The sequence below is a fragment of the Citrobacter sp. CK199 genome (assembly GCF_030333285.1).
In the GTDB taxonomy this organism is placed as follows: domain Bacteria; phylum Pseudomonadota; class Gammaproteobacteria; order Enterobacterales; family Enterobacteriaceae; genus Citrobacter_B; species Citrobacter_B koseri.
The window spans coordinates 509,833-525,217 of record NZ_JAOWGF010000029.1; the positions used below are offsets into that span (position 1 = coordinate 509,833).

Consider the following 15,385-nt stretch of genomic DNA (forward strand, 5'->3'; position numbering starts at 1 on the left):
CGTTTGCCTTCGCCTTTTTCTCTGCCGCTGAACCGAAATACAGTGCGTTCGCTGCTTTCTTAAGCATTTTTATCCTCAGCGCCATGTCATTACTGCTGTAGAGCGTACGCTTTAATGGTAAGATTTGTGCGCAAAAAACGTTTTGAATTCGTAAGCCCACATGCCGGGCATATCAGGGTGGCAATGACGTGAGTGGAATACTGACGCGCTGGCGACAGTTAGGTAGACGGTACTTCTGGCCGCATCTCTTATTGGGGATGGTCGCGGCTAGCTTTGGTCTGCCCGCTCTCAGTAACGCAGCCGAGCCTAATACGCCGGCGAAAGCGACCGCCAGTAATCACGATCAATCTGCTAAGGTTAACTTCAGCCAGCTCGCGCTGCTGGAGGCGAGTAACCGCCGCCCGAATTTTACCGTCGACTACTGGCATCAGCATGCGATTCGCACGGTTATCCGCCATCTCTCTTTTGCCATGGCGCCGCAAACGCTGCCGGTTGTTGAAGAGTCTTCGCCACTTCAGGCGCACCATATTGCGTTACTGAACACGCTCAGCGCGATGCTGACGCAGGAAGGCACACCGCCAACGATTGTACGTCGCGTCGCCCGTGCGCACTTTACGCCTCAGGCCTCATTTAGCGTTCCCGCCTGGATAAGTCAGGCGCAGGGAATCCGCGCTGGCCCTCAACGCCTCAGCTAAAAACAAAAAACCTTCAACTAATTATAGAGACTCCGCATCGCGGGGCGTTTGAGATTTTATTATGCTAATCAAATTGTTAACCAAAGTATTCGGTAGTCGTAACGATCGTACCTTGCGTCGTATGCGTAAAGCGGTCGGCATCATCAATGCCATGGAACCGGAGATGGAAAAACTCTCCGATGACGAACTGAAAGGGAAAACGGCAGAGTTTCGCGTGCGTCTGGAGAAAGGCGAAAGCGTTGAAAGCCTGATCCCGGAAGCGTTCGCCGTGGTTCGTGAAGCGAGTAAGCGCGTATTCGGCATGCGTCACTTTGACGTCCAGTTGCTGGGCGGTATGGTGCTGAACGATCGCTGTATCGCGGAAATGCGTACCGGTGAAGGTAAAACCCTGACCGCAACGCTGCCTGCTTACCTGAACGCGTTAAGCGGTAAGGGCGTACACGTCGTCACAGTGAACGACTATCTGGCGCAACGTGATGCTGAAAACAACCGCCCGCTGTTTGAATTCCTCGGGATGAGCGTCGGTATTAACCTGCCGGGCATGCCTGCCCCAGCAAAACGTGAAGCTTACGCCGCCGACATCACTTACGGCACCAACAACGAATACGGCTTTGACTACCTGCGCGATAACATGGCGTTCAGCCCGGAAGAGCGCGTACAGCGTAAACTGCACTATGCGCTGGTGGATGAGGTCGACTCCATCCTGATCGATGAAGCGCGTACGCCGCTGATCATTTCCGGCCCGGCTGAAGACAGCTCGGAAATGTACAAGAAAGTAAACAAGATCATCCCGCACCTGATTCGCCAGGAGAAAGAAGACTCTGATACCTTCCAGGGTGAAGGTCACTTCTCCGTTGATGAGAAAGCGCGTCAGGTCAACCTGACGGAACGCGGTCTGGTGCTGATCGAAGAACTGCTGGTGAAAGAAGGCATTATGGATGAAGGCGAGTCCCTGTACTCTCCGGGTAACATCATGCTGATGCACCACGTAACCGCCGCGCTGCGCGCGCACGCGCTGTTTACCCGCGACGTGGATTACATCGTTAAAGATGGCGAAGTGATTATCGTTGATGAACACACCGGTCGTACCATGCAGGGTCGCCGCTGGTCCGACGGTCTGCACCAGGCTGTGGAAGCGAAAGAAGGCGTGGAAATCCAGAACGAGAACCAGACGCTGGCATCCATCACCTTCCAGAACTACTTCCGTCTGTATGAGAAACTGGCCGGTATGACCGGTACAGCGGATACGGAAGCGTTCGAATTCAGCTCCATCTATAAGCTGGATACCGTTGTGGTTCCGACCAACCGTCCGATGATCCGTAAGGATATGCCGGATCTGGTCTACATGACCGAAGCGGAAAAAATTCAGGCGATCATTGAAGACATCAAAGAGCGTACCGCGAACGGCCAGCCGGTACTGGTGGGTACGATCTCGATCGAAAAATCTGAAGTGGTCTCTAATGAGCTGACCAAAGCGGGCATCAAGCATAACGTTCTGAACGCCAAATTCCACGCCAACGAAGCGGCGATTGTTGCACAGGCGGGCTACCCGGCTGCGGTCACTATCGCCACCAACATGGCCGGTCGTGGTACGGACATCGTGCTGGGCGGTAGCTGGCAGGCTGAAGTGGCGGAGCTGGAAAACCCAACGCCAGAGCAGATCGCGCAGATCAAAGCGGACTGGCAGGTTCGTCATGAGGCGGTGCTGGCGTCTGGCGGTCTGCACATCATCGGTACTGAGCGCCACGAATCTCGCCGTATCGACAACCAGTTGCGTGGTCGTTCCGGTCGTCAGGGCGATGCGGGCTCTTCCCGTTTCTACCTGTCAATGGAAGATGCGCTGATGCGTATTTTTGCCTCTGACCGTGTGTCGGGCATGATGCGTAAACTGGGTATGAAACCAGGTGAAGCCATTGAGCACCCGTGGGTGACTAAAGCGATTGCTAATGCGCAGCGTAAAGTTGAAAGCCGTAACTTCGATATTCGTAAGCAACTGCTGGAATACGATGATGTCGCGAACGATCAGCGTCGCGCCATTTACACCCAGCGTAACGAACTGCTGGATGTCAGCGATGTCAGCGAAACCATCAACAGCATTCGTGAAGACGTCTTTAAAGTGACGATCGATGCGTACATTCCGCCGCAGTCGCTGGAAGAGATGTGGGATATTCCGGGTTTGCAGGAACGTCTGAAAAACGACTTCGATCTGGATATGCCAATTGCCGAGTGGCTGGATAAAGAGCCGGAGCTGCACGAAGAGACGCTGCGTGAGCGTATTCTGGCACACTCAATCGAAGTGTATCAGCGTAAAGAAGAAGTGGTTGGCGCAGAGATGATGCGTCACTTCGAAAAAGGCGTCATGCTGCAAACTCTCGATTCGCTGTGGAAAGAGCACCTGGCGGCGATGGATTACCTGCGTCAGGGTATCCACCTGCGTGGCTATGCGCAGAAAGATCCGAAGCAGGAATACAAGCGCGAGTCCTTCTCCATGTTTGCAGCAATGCTGGAATCGCTGAAGTATGAAGTGGTCAGTACGCTGAGCAAAGTTCAGGTTCGTATGCCTGAAGAAGTGGAGGCGATGGAACAACAGCGCCGCGAAGAAGCCGAACGTTTAGCGCAGATGCAGCAGCTTAGTCATCAGGATGACGACAGCGCAGCGGCGGCTGCTCTGGCAGCGCAAACGGGCGATCGTAAAGTGGGTCGTAACGATCCTTGCCCTTGCGGTTCCGGTAAAAAATACAAACAGTGCCACGGCCGTCTGAGCTAAGGTCTGAATAAAGACAATGAGGCGCAGGTGACTGCGCCTTTTTTATGGATGTAACCGTATGAAAAAACTGCAAATCGCTGTCGGGATTATTCGCAACCCGAACCACGAAATTTTTATTACCCAACGTGCGGCCGATGCTCATATGGCCAATAAACTGGAGTTTCCCGGCGGGAAAATCGAAGCGGGCGAAACGCCGGAGCAGGCGCTGATCCGGGAGTTGCAGGAAGAAGTAGGGATCACCCCGCGTGAAGCGACGCTATTTGAAAAGCTGGAATATCAGTTCCCGGACAGGCACATCACACTGTGGTTCTGGTTAGTTGATCACTGGGAAGGGGAGCCGTGGGGAAAAGAGGGGCAACCGGGACGGTGGATTGCGCAAGATGCTCTGAATGCGGAAGATTTCCCGCCCGCGAATGCGCCAGTAATTGAAAAGCTGATTGCTGGCTAATGGTGTTCGTAGTTCGTAGGCCGGATAAGGCAACGCCACCATCCGGCAAATTATGGCGGGGGTGCTACGCTTGCCCGCCCTACGTTTTAGTTGAATTACTTCTGCTCTTCACTCCAGTCGTCGCTTTCTGACAAGTCGCCAGAGCTTGGAATACGCTTCTCTTCAGCGGCCCACTCGCCGAGATCGATCAACTGGCAGCGTTTAGAACAAAATGGACGGAACGGACTCACTTCGCCCCAGACAACGGTTTTCCCGCAGGTTGGGCAGCTAACGGTGATAGTTTCTGACATCTTTACTCCTTAACAACATGCCAGTTCGAAATCGAGGCGCTCAGGCACCAGCCCATTTTCGCTATCCAGCGGCATAAAGCGAATCGCAAAGCGGCTCTTATGCCCGGAAATTTGCGGATAGAGCTGTGAATCAAGCGCCAGTTGCAAACGCAGCAAGTCGGCATCATCGCCATTGTCCTGATAAAAACCATTCAGGCTGGTTTGCTTACGGAACGGCGAGGAATTACGAATCAAATCCAGGATCAGCGTTAATGCCTGATTGAGCGGATTCAGGCTGGCGATCCAGGTTTCAACCTGCGCATCACGCTGTTCCTGCGGCAAATGCAGCCAGATATGCAGGGTCGGCAAATCAAAACTACAACAACCGCCAGGAATACTCAGGCGCTGACGAACCAGAGCAATCAGGCGATCTTCACGTAACTGCTGCCCGATACGCGGAGCAGAAATCAAAATGCTGCCCGCCATCTTCAATTGCTGGCGCAGAGCCTCAATTCGACTCTGGTCAACCCCCGGCACTTCAACCCAGGCCTGAAGTTTGCGCTGCTGACGCTCAAGCTCTTTTAGCAACTCGGTCCGCACTTCACCACGTTCGAACACATCCAGCAAATCCCCGATGTTACGGAAAAAATGCAGAGCGTCCGCATGATCTGCGAGGGGCAAATTGACGGAGAGTTGCTGAATCAGAAACTCAATGCGCAGCCATGTACGCATCTTCTCATTGAGAGGGTGTTCAAAAAGGACCTGGGTGTGCATTACGGTTTTTCCTGTGAGACAAACTGCGACGCAAGCTGTAAATAGCGCGCGTGCAGGCGGGCGACATCCGACGCGATAGCGTCCGGTGCGCCATTATTATCAATAACATCATCTGCCACGGCAAGGCGTGCTTCACGCGTTGCCTGGGCAGCCAGAATTTGTTCAGCATGTTCACGCGTCACATCATCGCGCTGCATGGTTCGCAAGAGCTGCGTTTCGGGCGTCACGTCGACCACCAGAACGCGATTGGCTTGTTTATACAGCGCATTTTCGACGAGCAGGGGCACAACCCATAGCACGTAAGGGGACGTTGCCTGCTGAAACTGACGCCGGGTTTCCTGCTGAATTAACGGATGGAGCAGGGCATTCAGCCAGGACTTCTCTTCAGGACTGGCAAAGATACGTTCGCGCAACATCCGGCGTTGTAGCGAACCGTCTGGCGCGATAAGTGCAGAACCAAAATGTTCAGCGATCGCCATAAGGGCGGGTTGACCGGGTTCAACCACCTGACGCGCAATAATATCGGCGTCGATAACGTTTATTCCGAGGTCAGCGAATGCATTCGCAACGGTGCTTTTACCACTGCCAATGCCGCCGGTTAAGGCTACTGTATACCTCATAAGTCCAGATCCTGGGATTTAGGTTTGATAATCAAATGGTTAAAAGTTGAGCGCGCGAAGGCGATATTACTGTAGGCATTATCTACTATTCGCCAGGTAAATTTATGGGATTGTAGCGTAAAAAAAGAGAATTTCGCAGTCTTGCGCAAGCCTGATTAGTGCGTATGATAACGTCACTGGAGTTGTGAGTTTCGCTTTTTCGCCATTAACCCCAGGAATCCGCACATGCGTATCGAAGAAGATCTGAAATTAGGTTTCAAAGACGTTCTTATCCGCCCTAAACGCTCTACTCTCAAAAGTCGTTCTGATGTTGAACTGGAACGTCAATTCACCTTTAAACATTCAGGTCAGACCTGGTCCGGCGTGCCGATTATCGCGGCCAATATGGACACCGTCGGGACTTTCGAGATGGCAATCGCTCTGGCATCGTTCGACATTCTGACTGCCGTACATAAGCACTATTCCGTTGAGGACTGGAACGCTTTCACCAGTACCGCCTCTGAGGATGTTCTCAGGCATGTGATGGTTTCAACAGGCACCTCCGATGCTGATTTCGAAAAAACCAAACAGATTCTGGCGCAGAGCCCGGCACTGAACTTTGTTTGTATTGATGTGGCAAATGGTTACTCCGAACACTTCGTGCAGTTTGTTTCAAAGGCGCGTGAAGCATGGCCGACAAAAACCATTTGTGCCGGTAACGTGGTGACCGGTGAAATGTGTGAAGAGTTGGTTCTCTCCGGCGCGGATATTGTAAAAGTCGGGATTGGGCCTGGCTCCGTATGTACCACGCGTGTGAAAACTGGCGTGGGCTATCCGCAGCTTTCTGCGGTGATTGAATGCGCCGATGCCGCGCATGGTCTGGGCGGTATGATTGTCAGCGATGGCGGATGCACCATGCCTGGCGATGTCGCAAAAGCGTTCGGCGGCGGCGCGGATTTCGTGATGCTGGGCGGTATGCTGGCAGGCCATGAAGAAAGCGGCGGTAAAATTGTTGAAGAGAATGGCGAGAAATTTATGCTGTTCTATGGCATGAGTTCTGAATCCGCTATGACCCGTCACGTTGGCGGCGTTGCGCAATATCGTGCAGCAGAAGGGAAAACCGTTAAGCTGCCGCTGCGTGGCCCGGTGGAATACACCGCGCGTGATATCCTCGGCGGTCTGCGTTCAGCCTGTACCTACGTTGGCGCCTCCCGTCTGAAAGAGCTGACGAAACGCACGACGTTTATTCGGGTACAGGAACAAGAAAACCGCATTTTCAATAGCCTGTAATCCCGTGCGCTGGCGCAGCACAATGCGCCAGCATTATCCCATACCGCTCATTGCATCCCCCAGATGGAAAACGGGCAAATACATTGCCACGACCAACGTACCAATAATGACCCCTGTGATAACAAGCAAGGCGGGTTCCAGTAGCGCCGCCAGGTTATCCGCCAGCGATAGCGTATTCTCACCGTGGTGCCGGGCAAGGTTATGCAACATTGCATCCAGCGCGCCGGAAGTTTCACCGGTCATGACCAACTGTATGCACAATGGGCTGAACTCACCGGCATTTTTAAGCGCCTGCCAGACCGGTTTTCCGGCATGAATATCGCGATGAACCTGAGCTAAACGCTGAGACCAGTAAGGGCAATTCAGGGTTTCTGCGACACTTTCCAGCCCTTGTGAAAAGGGGATTCCGGCGCGTTGCGTTAATGCCAGGATGGTGAAAATCTGCGTGAGTTTTTGGCCTCTGACCAGGCGTGCAATAACGGGACAGCGCAGCAGAAGACGCTGGCGTTGAATCTGCCAGTACGGTTTTTTTATTATCAAACCGTAGATTACCCCCGTTGCGATACCGAGCAGCGCCATCAGCCAGCCCCATTGGGCACTCCACTGCGCCAGTGTGATGATGCCCTGCGTCAGTGCCGGTAACGGCGTATTGAATGTCCGGTAAATAGCGGCAAACTCCGGCAGGACAAAGTGCAGCATGGCGAAAACAACCATCACGGCCATCGTCAGAATTATGATGGGATAACGCAGCGCTTTTTTGACTTTGTCAGCAAGCTGTTTTTGGGCATTTTGCTGACGTGCCAGCTCAAAGCAGCATTCATCGAGTTTTCCGGTAAGTTCCCCGGTACGGATCATCGCCTGATAGAGTGGAGGAAAGACCTGCGGCCATTGCGCCAGCGCGGAAGAAAGCGGGGCGCCTTGCTCCAGGTTATGGGCCAGCGTTTGCAGCAGCGCCTGCCATTGTCGACAGGGATGCTGCCCGGCAAGCAATGTCAGTCCTTCGGAAAGCGTAAGCCCCGCTTTGAGAAGCGTCGCCAGTTGGTGGACGATCTCCGCGCTTTGTTCTGCGCGCCAGTGTGCCGCTTTAACGCTCAAGCGTTTTGCGCGTATCGGCATGATGTGCTGATGTTCCAGAGCAACGAGCAGTGCGGCACGATCGTCAGCCCATAAGGCCCCCTCTTCCGAATGGCCCGTGGCGTTAATCCCTTGCCAGCGCCAAAGCTGTTTAGCTGACATGGGGTAGCCCCAGAACGCGCAGGAGTTCTTCAAAGGTCGTCAATCCTTGTTCAACCGCATGACAGCCGTTCTCAAAAAGCGTACTCATCCCTTCCTGTCGGGCGCAGGACTCCAGCGCCTCAACGGTTGCATTGTTGATAAGCAACTGTCGCAATGCGGGCGTAACAGGCAAAACCTCGAAGAGCGCGGTACGCCCATAAAATCCGTGGTAGCAACGTTCGCAACCGGGCGCTTGCCAGCGGGGAAGCGTGGTAGGCCATAGCGCGGCGGGAAGCGAGACAGACTCTGCGGCAAGATGACGGCAGTACGGGCATAATTTTCTGACCAGTCGCTGGGCGACGACCAGCGTCAGGGCGGATGAGATCATCCAACGCGCGACGCCCATCTGTTGTAAACGTATCAGCGTTTCACTGGTGGAGTTGGTGTGCAGCGTGGACAGCACCAGGTGGCCGGTTTGCGCGGCTTTAATCGCAATTTCTGCCGTTTCGCCATCACGGATTTCGCCCACCATTATAATGTCGGGGTCCTGACGCAGCAGCGCGCGTAATACGCTCTGAAAGGTAAGTCCGGCGCGCGGATGAATTTGTGTCTGATTAAGGCCCTCGACAGGAATTTCGACCGGGTCCTCTACGCTACAGAGATTCACATCCTGGGTGTTGCGCGCCTGTAGCGCGCTGTAGAGCGTTACGGTTTTTCCACTGCCGGTAGGGCCTGTCACCAGAACCAGTCCCTGCGGTTGCCGTAGCGCCTGCATGAGCAGGGCGAGTTGCGTATCAGGCATGCCTAACGCGTTGAGATCAAGCGCCTGCTCGACCTGGTGAAGTAACCGCAGCACCACTTTCTCACCGTCCCGGCAGGGGAGGACCGCGACACGAAATGAAACCGAATTGCCCGCAAGCGTCACGGTAAATTGCCCGTCTTGCGGGAGTCGATGTTCGGCAATATCCAGATTGCCCAGTACCTTTAATCTTGCCGTCAGTGCCGCGCCGGTGACGGATGACACGCCGGGCAAGGCATGAAGTACGCCATCCACGCGTAGCCTGATTCGGTAGTGGTTTTCCGCAGGTTCAATGTGGATGTCGGAAGCGCGTTTTGCCCGCGCGGATTCCAGCATCTGCTGCAAAAGTTCCGCCGCTGTGCGGCTATCGTCGGCAATGACGGCCGGGAGCATTTTCCGCGGCTTATGCATATGGCCTTCCATTTGCTGACGAGTCCAGCAGACAATGTCGATCCGCTTTGTTGTGGCAAAGTGCAGGGCGTCCAGCAGTTCATGGGACGGTGAATCCACGACCGCGACGTGAACCACCTCGTTATCGGCATCGAGCAATATTCCCTGATGACGCAGGCACAGCGCCGTAAGTTGCGTGATGTTCATCGCGTTCTCCTTAGCTGGCGTCAAAGCGGAAAACATCTTCACAAGCCTGTTGCAGCGCGCTGTCGCTCTGGATGTTGCAACTGCGCGTCCAGCCGGTGATGCCGTTGGCGTTATCCCAGTTGGGCGTCATGGTGATGCTCAGGCCGTTGAGACTCTCCTGCCCGGTGAGCATTACCACGCCTTTTTCTATGCTCATGCCAGAGACATAGCGGGTGGTGGTCGGAGAGGGGATGCCGTTGCTGCTGGCGTCGCAGGTTGCAATGCCGCCGTGTTCCAGCGCGCAGAGTTCGACGGCGGTGCGGTAAGGAACGAATGTCTGCAACATATCCGTCAGTGCGGCTTTGCGCAGGTAGTTCTGGTAGGCCGGAATGCCGATGGCGCTCAGGATGGCGATAATGCCGATCACCACCATCAGTTCGATAAGCGTAAATCCGCGTTGTTTGTCCATTGTCTGCTCCTTGAGTTAACAGGCGCTACTTTGGCAAACGTAGGGGATAATTCGCGAGCGGCAAAAATCGAAACGGGAAAGGGGATTCAGAAGATTGTTGGCGGGTTGCATAGCAAGGCAACAGGTTTGCGAGGCAGCCCGAAAAAATGTGCCGGATGGCGGCGTAAACGCCTTATCCGGCCTACGGATTTGCATCATTTGTCGGCCCGATAAGCAAAGCGTCACCGGGCATTATCGGCAGGGTGTTGCATCATTTGTAGGCCCGATAAGCGGAGCGCCATCGGGCATTATCGGCAGGGCGTTACATCGTTTGTCGGCCCGATAAGCGAAGCACCATCGGGCATTATCGGCAGGGTGTTGCATCATTTGTAGGCCCGATAAGCGAAGTGCCATCGGGCATTATTGGCAGGGCGTTGCATCATTTGTCGGCCCGATAAGCGGAGCGCCACCGGGCATTATCAGCCGGGATTTGCATCATTTGTAGGCCCGATAAGCAAAGCGCCATCGGGCATGACAATTCGGCGTTAGCGAAAACGCATGGAGAGATCGAGCGCTCTCACATGTTTGGTCAGCGCGCCAACGGAGATAAAATCCACGCCGGTTTCGGCAAATTCGCGCAGGGTTTCATCAGTGACATTGCCGGAAACTTCCAGCCGCGCCTGTCCGTTGGTGCGTTTCACCGCTTCACGCATCTGATCCGTTTCGAAGTTATCCAGCATGATGATGTCTGCGCCCGCTTTCAGCGCGTCGTCCAGCTCATCCAGATTCTCAACTTCAACTTCAACCGGCACATCAGGATGCAGCCAGAAGGCTTTCTCGACTGCCTGGCGCACTGAGCCGGAAGCGATGATGTGGTTCTCTTTAATCAGAAAGGCGTCGGAAAGCCCCAGACGGTGATTCGCGCCGCCGCCGCACAATACGGCGTATTTTAATGCGGTTCGCAGACCCGGTAGGGTTTTGCGGGTGTCCAGCAGTTGCGTTTTTGTCCCCGCCAGCAAATCAACGTATTTACGGACTTCGCTTGCGACGCCGGAAAGCGTCTGAACAAAGTTCAACGCGGTGCGCTCGCCGGTCAGCAGGATGCGAGACGGTCCGTCCAGTTCAAACAGCGGCTGGTTGGCTTTAATGCTGTCGCCGTCCTGTACGCGCCAGGTGATGCTGACATCATCGCCGGCCAGTTGAATAAAGACCTCTTCTACCCAACGTTTTCCGCAGAATACGCCATCTTCACGGGTAATCACCGTGGCGTGAGAACGGGTGTTCTCCGGTAAAAGCTGCGCGGTAATATCGTTATTTGCGTCAACTTCTCCGCCTAAATCTTCACGCAGCGCCTGGGCGACAGCGGTGGGGATATCCAGATTTATGCGTTCCAACAGCGCGTCACGTCGGTAGTCAGGGTTGTAGCGGCGAGGCGGCATGATAAAACTCCAAATTGGTAACGAATCATAAGGTAGAAACATGCTACTCTGAACCGGATAACTGCACCATATAAAAGGAGGTTCTGTATGCTGTTAGACAAGGGCTGGCTGGCGGAGGCGCGACGCGTCCCCTCTCCTCATTTTGACTGCCGCCCGGATGACGAAACCCCTTCTTTGCTGGTGGTGCACAATATCAGCCTGCCGCCAGGCGAGTTTGGTGGTCCGTGGATTGATGCGCTATTCACCGGAACACTCGATCCCGCTGCCCATCCTTTTTTTGCCGAGATTGCCCATTTGCGCGTTTCGGCACATTGTCTGATTCGCCGTGATGGCGAAATTGTGCAGTATGTCCCTTTCGACAAGCGTGCCTGGCATGCGGGCGTGTCGAACTATCAGGGGCGTGAGCGCTGTAATGATTTTTCCATTGGTATCGAGCTGGAGGGAACGGACACGCTGGCTTATACCGATGCGCAGTATCAGCAACTGGCCGCCGTGACGCGCACGCTGATTGCGCTTTACCCGGCGATAGCCGACAACATGACCGGACACTGCAATATTGCGCCTGAGCGTAAAACCGATCCCGGTCCGTCTTTCGACTGGGCGAAGTTTCGCGCGCTGGTCACCGCCTCGTCACACAAGGAGATGACATGACGCTGTTTACGACATTACTGGTGCTGATTGTTGAGCGCCTGTTCAAGCTGGGTGAGCACTGGCACCTCGACCACCGACTGGAGGTCCTGTTCCGCCGGACGACGCATTTTTCGATGGTGCGTACGCTGGGGATGACGATTGTTGCGATGGCGGTGACGTTCCTGCTGCTGCGTGCGCTGGAAGGTTTACTGTTTAACGCTCCCACGCTGGTGGTCTGGATACTGATTGGTGTGTTGTGTATTGGCGCAGGGAAGGTTCGTCTGCATTATCACGCGTACCTGAACGCGGCTTCCCGTAATGATGCCCATGCCCGTGAAGCGATGGCTAACGAACTGACGCTGATCCACGGCGTGCCGCCAGACTGCAACGAACGGGAGTTTTTGCGCGAGCTGCAAAATGCGCTGCTCTGGATAAATTTCCGCTTCTATCTGGCGCCGCTGTTCTGGTTTATTGTCGGCGGCCCGTGGGGGCCGGTGACGCTGGTCGGCTATGCGTTTCTGCGCGCCTGGCAGTCCTGGCTGGCGCGTTATCAAACGCCGCATCAACGTTTGCAGTCTGGCATTGACGCGATTCTTCATGTTCTGGACTGGATTCCGGTGCGTCTGGCTGGCGTGGTTTATGCGCTGCTGGGGCATGGCGAGAAGGCGCTGCCCGCCTGGTTTGTTTCGCTGGCGGATCTGCGCACGTCCCAGTACCAGGTATTGACGCGTCTGGCACAGTTCTCGCTGGCCCGCGAGCCGCACACGGATAAGGTCGAAACGCCGAAAGCCGCTGTCTCAATGGCGAAGAAAACGTCTCTGGTGGTGGTGGTGGCGATCGCGTTTCTGACCATTTATGGAGCGCTGGTGTAATGTCGTTTTGCCGGATGGCGCTGCGCTTATCCGGCCTACGGCATCACTCATTTATAGGTTTATAGGCCCGGTAAGCGCAGCGCCGCCGGGCAACGTGCTCAGACGGTATCCGCAGGCGGGATGCCAAAATCTAGCATTCCGTTTTCGTCCCAGCGAATCAGCTTCAGGCGGGTATGACGGTTCGGATCGTACAGCGGATCGCCTTCAATCTCCGTATAATTTCGCGCATGGTAGACCAGTACATCATCGCCTTCCGGCGTTTGGGTAAAGCTGTTGTGCCCTGGCCCATACTGGCGGTTTTCATTGCTGGTGGTAAAGACCGGACGCGGTGATTTGTGCCAGTTTGCCGGATTTTGCGGATCGGCATGCATATCAATCCACAGCAGACCCATACAGTAGTTTTCGTCGGTGGCGCTGGCGGAATAGCTGATAAACAGCTTATCGCCGTGCGTTATAACCGCAGGCCCTTCATTGACGCGAAAACCCCGGCACTCCCAGTCATATTCCGGTTTGCTGAGCATCACCGGCGCGCCTTTGATCGTCCACGGATTTTCCAGCCCGGCAAGATAGATATTGGAATTTCCGGCGATATCCGGCGCTTTCTGCGCCCACAAATACCACTGTTTTCCCTGATGGCTAAAAGTCGTGGCATCCAGCGCGAAGGTATCAAATGGTGTTTTGACCTGACCTTTTTCTTCCCAGACGCCGCTGAGCGGGTCGGCATCTGTACACTCCAGGACAAACATACGGTGCTGGAACATTCCCAGTTTGTCGAGCGCCTGGGTATGCGCGGCGGCGAAATAGATGTACCACTTGCCGTCGATGCGGTGAATCTCTGGCGCCCAGATAAGCTCGCACATCGGGCCGCTTTCAGGTTTACGCCAGACGACGACAGGGGAGGCGGTGCGTAAGTTTTCCAGCGAGTTTGCCCGACGGATCTCCAGCCGGTCATACTCCGGCACCGAGGCGATAAAGTAATAATGGTTGCCGTCGCGAAGAATAAACGGATCGGCGCGTTGTTCAATAAACGGGTTGGGCCAGTTTTGCATCAGGCTTTCCTTACTGTTTCAGCGACGTTAAATTGCGGGTCATCGTTGAGCTCGCGGTAGTTGGCGCGGCGTTTTTCCAGGTCCTTCTGAATCTGTTTCATCAGTTCGCGATCCACTTTCAGCAGGCGAACCACGCCGGCGGTGATCAGATAGCCGACGCCGGGGATCACAGTGAAGAGCAGAACAATACCGCCGATTGCCGTGTCGCTCTGCGCTTTGGCGCCAGCGTCGTAGCCATACCAGGATAACAGGAAACCGACCATTGCTCCGGCAATCGCCAGACCCAGTTTCAGGAAGAACAGGTTGCCGGAAAAACTGATGCCGGTGATGCGCTTGCCGGTTTTCCATTCGCCGTAGTCATCGACGTCTGCCATCAGCGACCAGTGCAGCGGGGAAGGGATCTGATGCAGGATGTTAAGCAGGAAGTAAAGCACCACGATAAGCGTAGTGGCTTTTGGATCGAAGAAGTAAAAGGCGCAGGAGAACAGCGCCAGCGCGATATTGGTCCAGAAGAAGACCTTCAGTTTGCACCAGCGGTCGGTCAGCACTTTCGCCAGCATACTGCCGATCATCATTCCCACCACGCCAAGGCTAATGAAAAGGGTGGCGAAGTGAGTGCTTTGCCCCATTACCCAGGTCACGTAATACATGGTTGCCGCCATGCGGATAAAACCCGGACAGACGTTGCACAATGTCAGCAGCAGGATGCGCACCCATTGATCGTTTTTCCATACGTCTTTGAAATCGTTCTTCATGTCATCATGGGTAGGAACGGCAGGACGAATGCGTTCACGAACGGTGGCGAAGCAGAACAGGAACATGCACATGCCGATAATCGCCAGTACGGTCATCGCCATCTGGTAGCCTTTGGCTTTATTGTCGCCGCCAAACCACTCCACCATCGGCAGCAGCGTTAATGACAACAGCAGAGTGGCAATCCCGACCAGCACAAAACGGTATGACTGGCAGGCCACGCGCTCTTGCGGATCGTTGGTGATGACGCCGCCTAATGAGCAGTAGGGAATATTGATGGCGGTGTAGGTAATCGATAGCAGGAAATAGGTGACAAACGCATAGATAACCTTGCTGTTATATGTCCATTCCGGGGTGGTGAACATCAGGATGCTGAACAGCGCATAAGGGAAGGCAATCCACAGTAGCCAGGGACGAAATCGCCCGTATTTGCTTTGGGTACGATCGGCGATTGCGCCCATAATCGGGTCGGTAACGGCATCAATCACGCGAACGGAGAGGAGTAATACACCGACCAGAGCGGGAGCCAGCCCAAAAATATCTGTATAAAAATAGTTAACAAACAGCATTATGGCGCCAAAGATGATGTTGCATCCGGCGTCACCCATGCCATAGCCGATTTTTTCTTTTATCGACAGCTTACCCTTTTCCATTGAAACGTCTCCCATCAGATGATGTAGAGAATTATTCTGCGCAAGCGAAGTAATTGCGTTGCAGGATAACGCCGCTGATATGGATAAAATGGCTATACAGAGGAAAATG

The 15,385-nt window shown here is 54.5% G+C and carries 15 protein-coding genes; 6 read left to right on the top strand and 9 right to left on the bottom strand.

All coding sequences use genetic code 11. The annotated features are described in order from the left end of the window. Nucleotides 1–188: 188 nt before the first annotated feature. From secM to mutT, 3 genes are all read left to right on the top strand, one after another. Nucleotides 189–695, top strand: a complete 507-nt coding sequence (secM, locus tag OGX75_RS20695; RefSeq protein ID WP_199976505.1) for a secA translation cis-regulator SecM — start codon at nucleotides 189–191, stop codon at nucleotides 693–695. A gap of 61 nt (nucleotides 696–756) precedes the next feature. Then, nucleotides 757–3,462 (top strand): preprotein translocase subunit SecA, encoded by a 2,706-nt coding sequence (gene secA, locus OGX75_RS20700; RefSeq protein WP_012134066.1) that lies wholly within the window; start codon nucleotides 757–759, stop codon nucleotides 3,460–3,462. Nucleotides 3,463–3,520: 58 nt separating this feature from the next. Then, entirely contained in the window at nucleotides 3,521–3,910 is a 390-nt protein-coding gene (gene mutT / locus OGX75_RS20705; protein WP_049010061.1) for an 8-oxo-dGTP diphosphatase MutT, read from the top strand. Nucleotides 3,911–4,005: 95 nt separating this feature from the next. Here mutT and yacG read toward each other — a convergent pair whose 3' ends face one another. The 3 genes from yacG to coaE are packed head-to-tail and all read right to left on the bottom strand — an operon-like array spanning nucleotide 4,006 to nucleotide 5,573. After that, a complete protein-coding gene (yacG, locus tag OGX75_RS20710) occupies nucleotides 4,006–4,200 on the bottom strand; it encodes a DNA gyrase inhibitor YacG (protein WP_047458910.1) in 195 nt (64 codons plus the stop codon). Nucleotides 4,201–4,209: 9 nt separating this feature from the next. Then, the gene (zapD, locus tag OGX75_RS20715) at nucleotides 4,210–4,953 is read right to left on the bottom strand and encodes a cell division protein ZapD (RefSeq protein ID WP_219935996.1); all 744 of its coding nucleotides are present in this window, start codon (nucleotides 4,951–4,953) and stop codon (nucleotides 4,210–4,212) included. Next, complete coding sequence (gene coaE, locus OGX75_RS20720) at nucleotides 4,953–5,573, bottom strand: dephospho-CoA kinase (RefSeq protein WP_012134062.1); 621 nt, start codon at nucleotides 5,571–5,573, stop codon at nucleotides 4,953–4,955. Before coaE ends, zapD begins: the two co-directional genes overlap by 1 nt. A gap of 225 nt (nucleotides 5,574–5,798) precedes the next feature. On the opposite strand from coaE, the gene OGX75_RS20725 reads away from it, so the two are divergent. After that, nucleotides 5,799–6,842, top strand: a complete 1,044-nt coding sequence (locus OGX75_RS20725) for a GMP reductase (protein WP_275055277.1) — start codon at nucleotides 5,799–5,801, stop codon at nucleotides 6,840–6,842. Between the two features lie 33 nt (nucleotides 6,843–6,875). Here the strand turns inward: OGX75_RS20725 and hofC are convergent, their stop codons facing one another. The 4 genes from hofC to nadC form a co-directional block, all read right to left on the bottom strand. After that, complete coding sequence (gene hofC, locus OGX75_RS20730) at nucleotides 6,876–8,078, bottom strand: protein transport protein HofC (RefSeq protein WP_286451553.1); 1,203 nt, start codon at nucleotides 8,076–8,078, stop codon at nucleotides 6,876–6,878. Then, the gene (gene gspE, locus OGX75_RS20735) at nucleotides 8,068–9,453 is read right to left on the bottom strand and encodes a type II secretion system protein GspE (RefSeq protein ID WP_286451554.1); all 1,386 of its coding nucleotides are present in this window, start codon (nucleotides 9,451–9,453) and stop codon (nucleotides 8,068–8,070) included. Before gspE ends, hofC begins: the two co-directional genes overlap by 11 nt. A 10-nt stretch (nucleotides 9,454–9,463) precedes the next feature. Continuing rightward, entirely contained in the window at nucleotides 9,464–9,901 is a 438-nt protein-coding gene (ppdD, locus tag OGX75_RS20740; protein WP_047458901.1) for a prepilin peptidase-dependent pilin, read from the bottom strand. Between the two features lie 524 nt (nucleotides 9,902–10,425). Then, nucleotides 10,426–11,319: a carboxylating nicotinate-nucleotide diphosphorylase gene (nadC, locus tag OGX75_RS20745; RefSeq protein ID WP_012134056.1), complete on the bottom strand. Its 894-nt coding sequence runs from the start codon at nucleotides 11,317–11,319 to the stop codon at nucleotides 10,426–10,428. Nucleotides 11,320–11,406: 87 nt separating this feature from the next. Between nadC and ampD the strand changes: the two genes are divergently transcribed. Continuing rightward, on the top strand, nucleotides 11,407–11,970 hold the full coding sequence (ampD, locus tag OGX75_RS20750; protein ID WP_012134055.1) for a 1,6-anhydro-N-acetylmuramyl-L-alanine amidase AmpD: 564 nt from the start codon (nucleotides 11,407–11,409) through the stop codon (nucleotides 11,968–11,970). Next, a complete protein-coding gene (ampE, locus tag OGX75_RS20755; protein WP_286451555.1) occupies nucleotides 11,967–12,821 on the top strand; it encodes a beta-lactamase regulator AmpE in 855 nt (284 codons plus the stop codon). The genes ampD and ampE overlap by 4 nt, the downstream gene beginning before the upstream one ends. 98 nt (nucleotides 12,822–12,919) lie before the next feature. On the opposite strand, the gene OGX75_RS20760 is transcribed toward ampE, so the two are convergent. Together OGX75_RS20760 and OGX75_RS20765 are read right to left on the bottom strand one after the other, a co-directional pair. Continuing rightward, nucleotides 12,920–13,870 carry a glycoside hydrolase family 43 protein gene (locus tag OGX75_RS20760; protein WP_286451556.1) on the bottom strand — a complete coding sequence of 317 codons (951 nt, stop codon included), beginning with the start codon at nucleotides 13,868–13,870 and terminating at the stop codon, nucleotides 12,920–12,922. Beyond that, complete coding sequence (locus OGX75_RS20765) at nucleotides 13,870–15,276, bottom strand: glycoside-pentoside-hexuronide (GPH):cation symporter (RefSeq protein WP_047458898.1); 1,407 nt, start codon at nucleotides 15,274–15,276, stop codon at nucleotides 13,870–13,872. The genes OGX75_RS20760 and OGX75_RS20765 overlap by 1 nt, the downstream gene beginning before the upstream one ends. Between the last annotated feature and the right edge of the window lie 109 nt (nucleotides 15,277–15,385).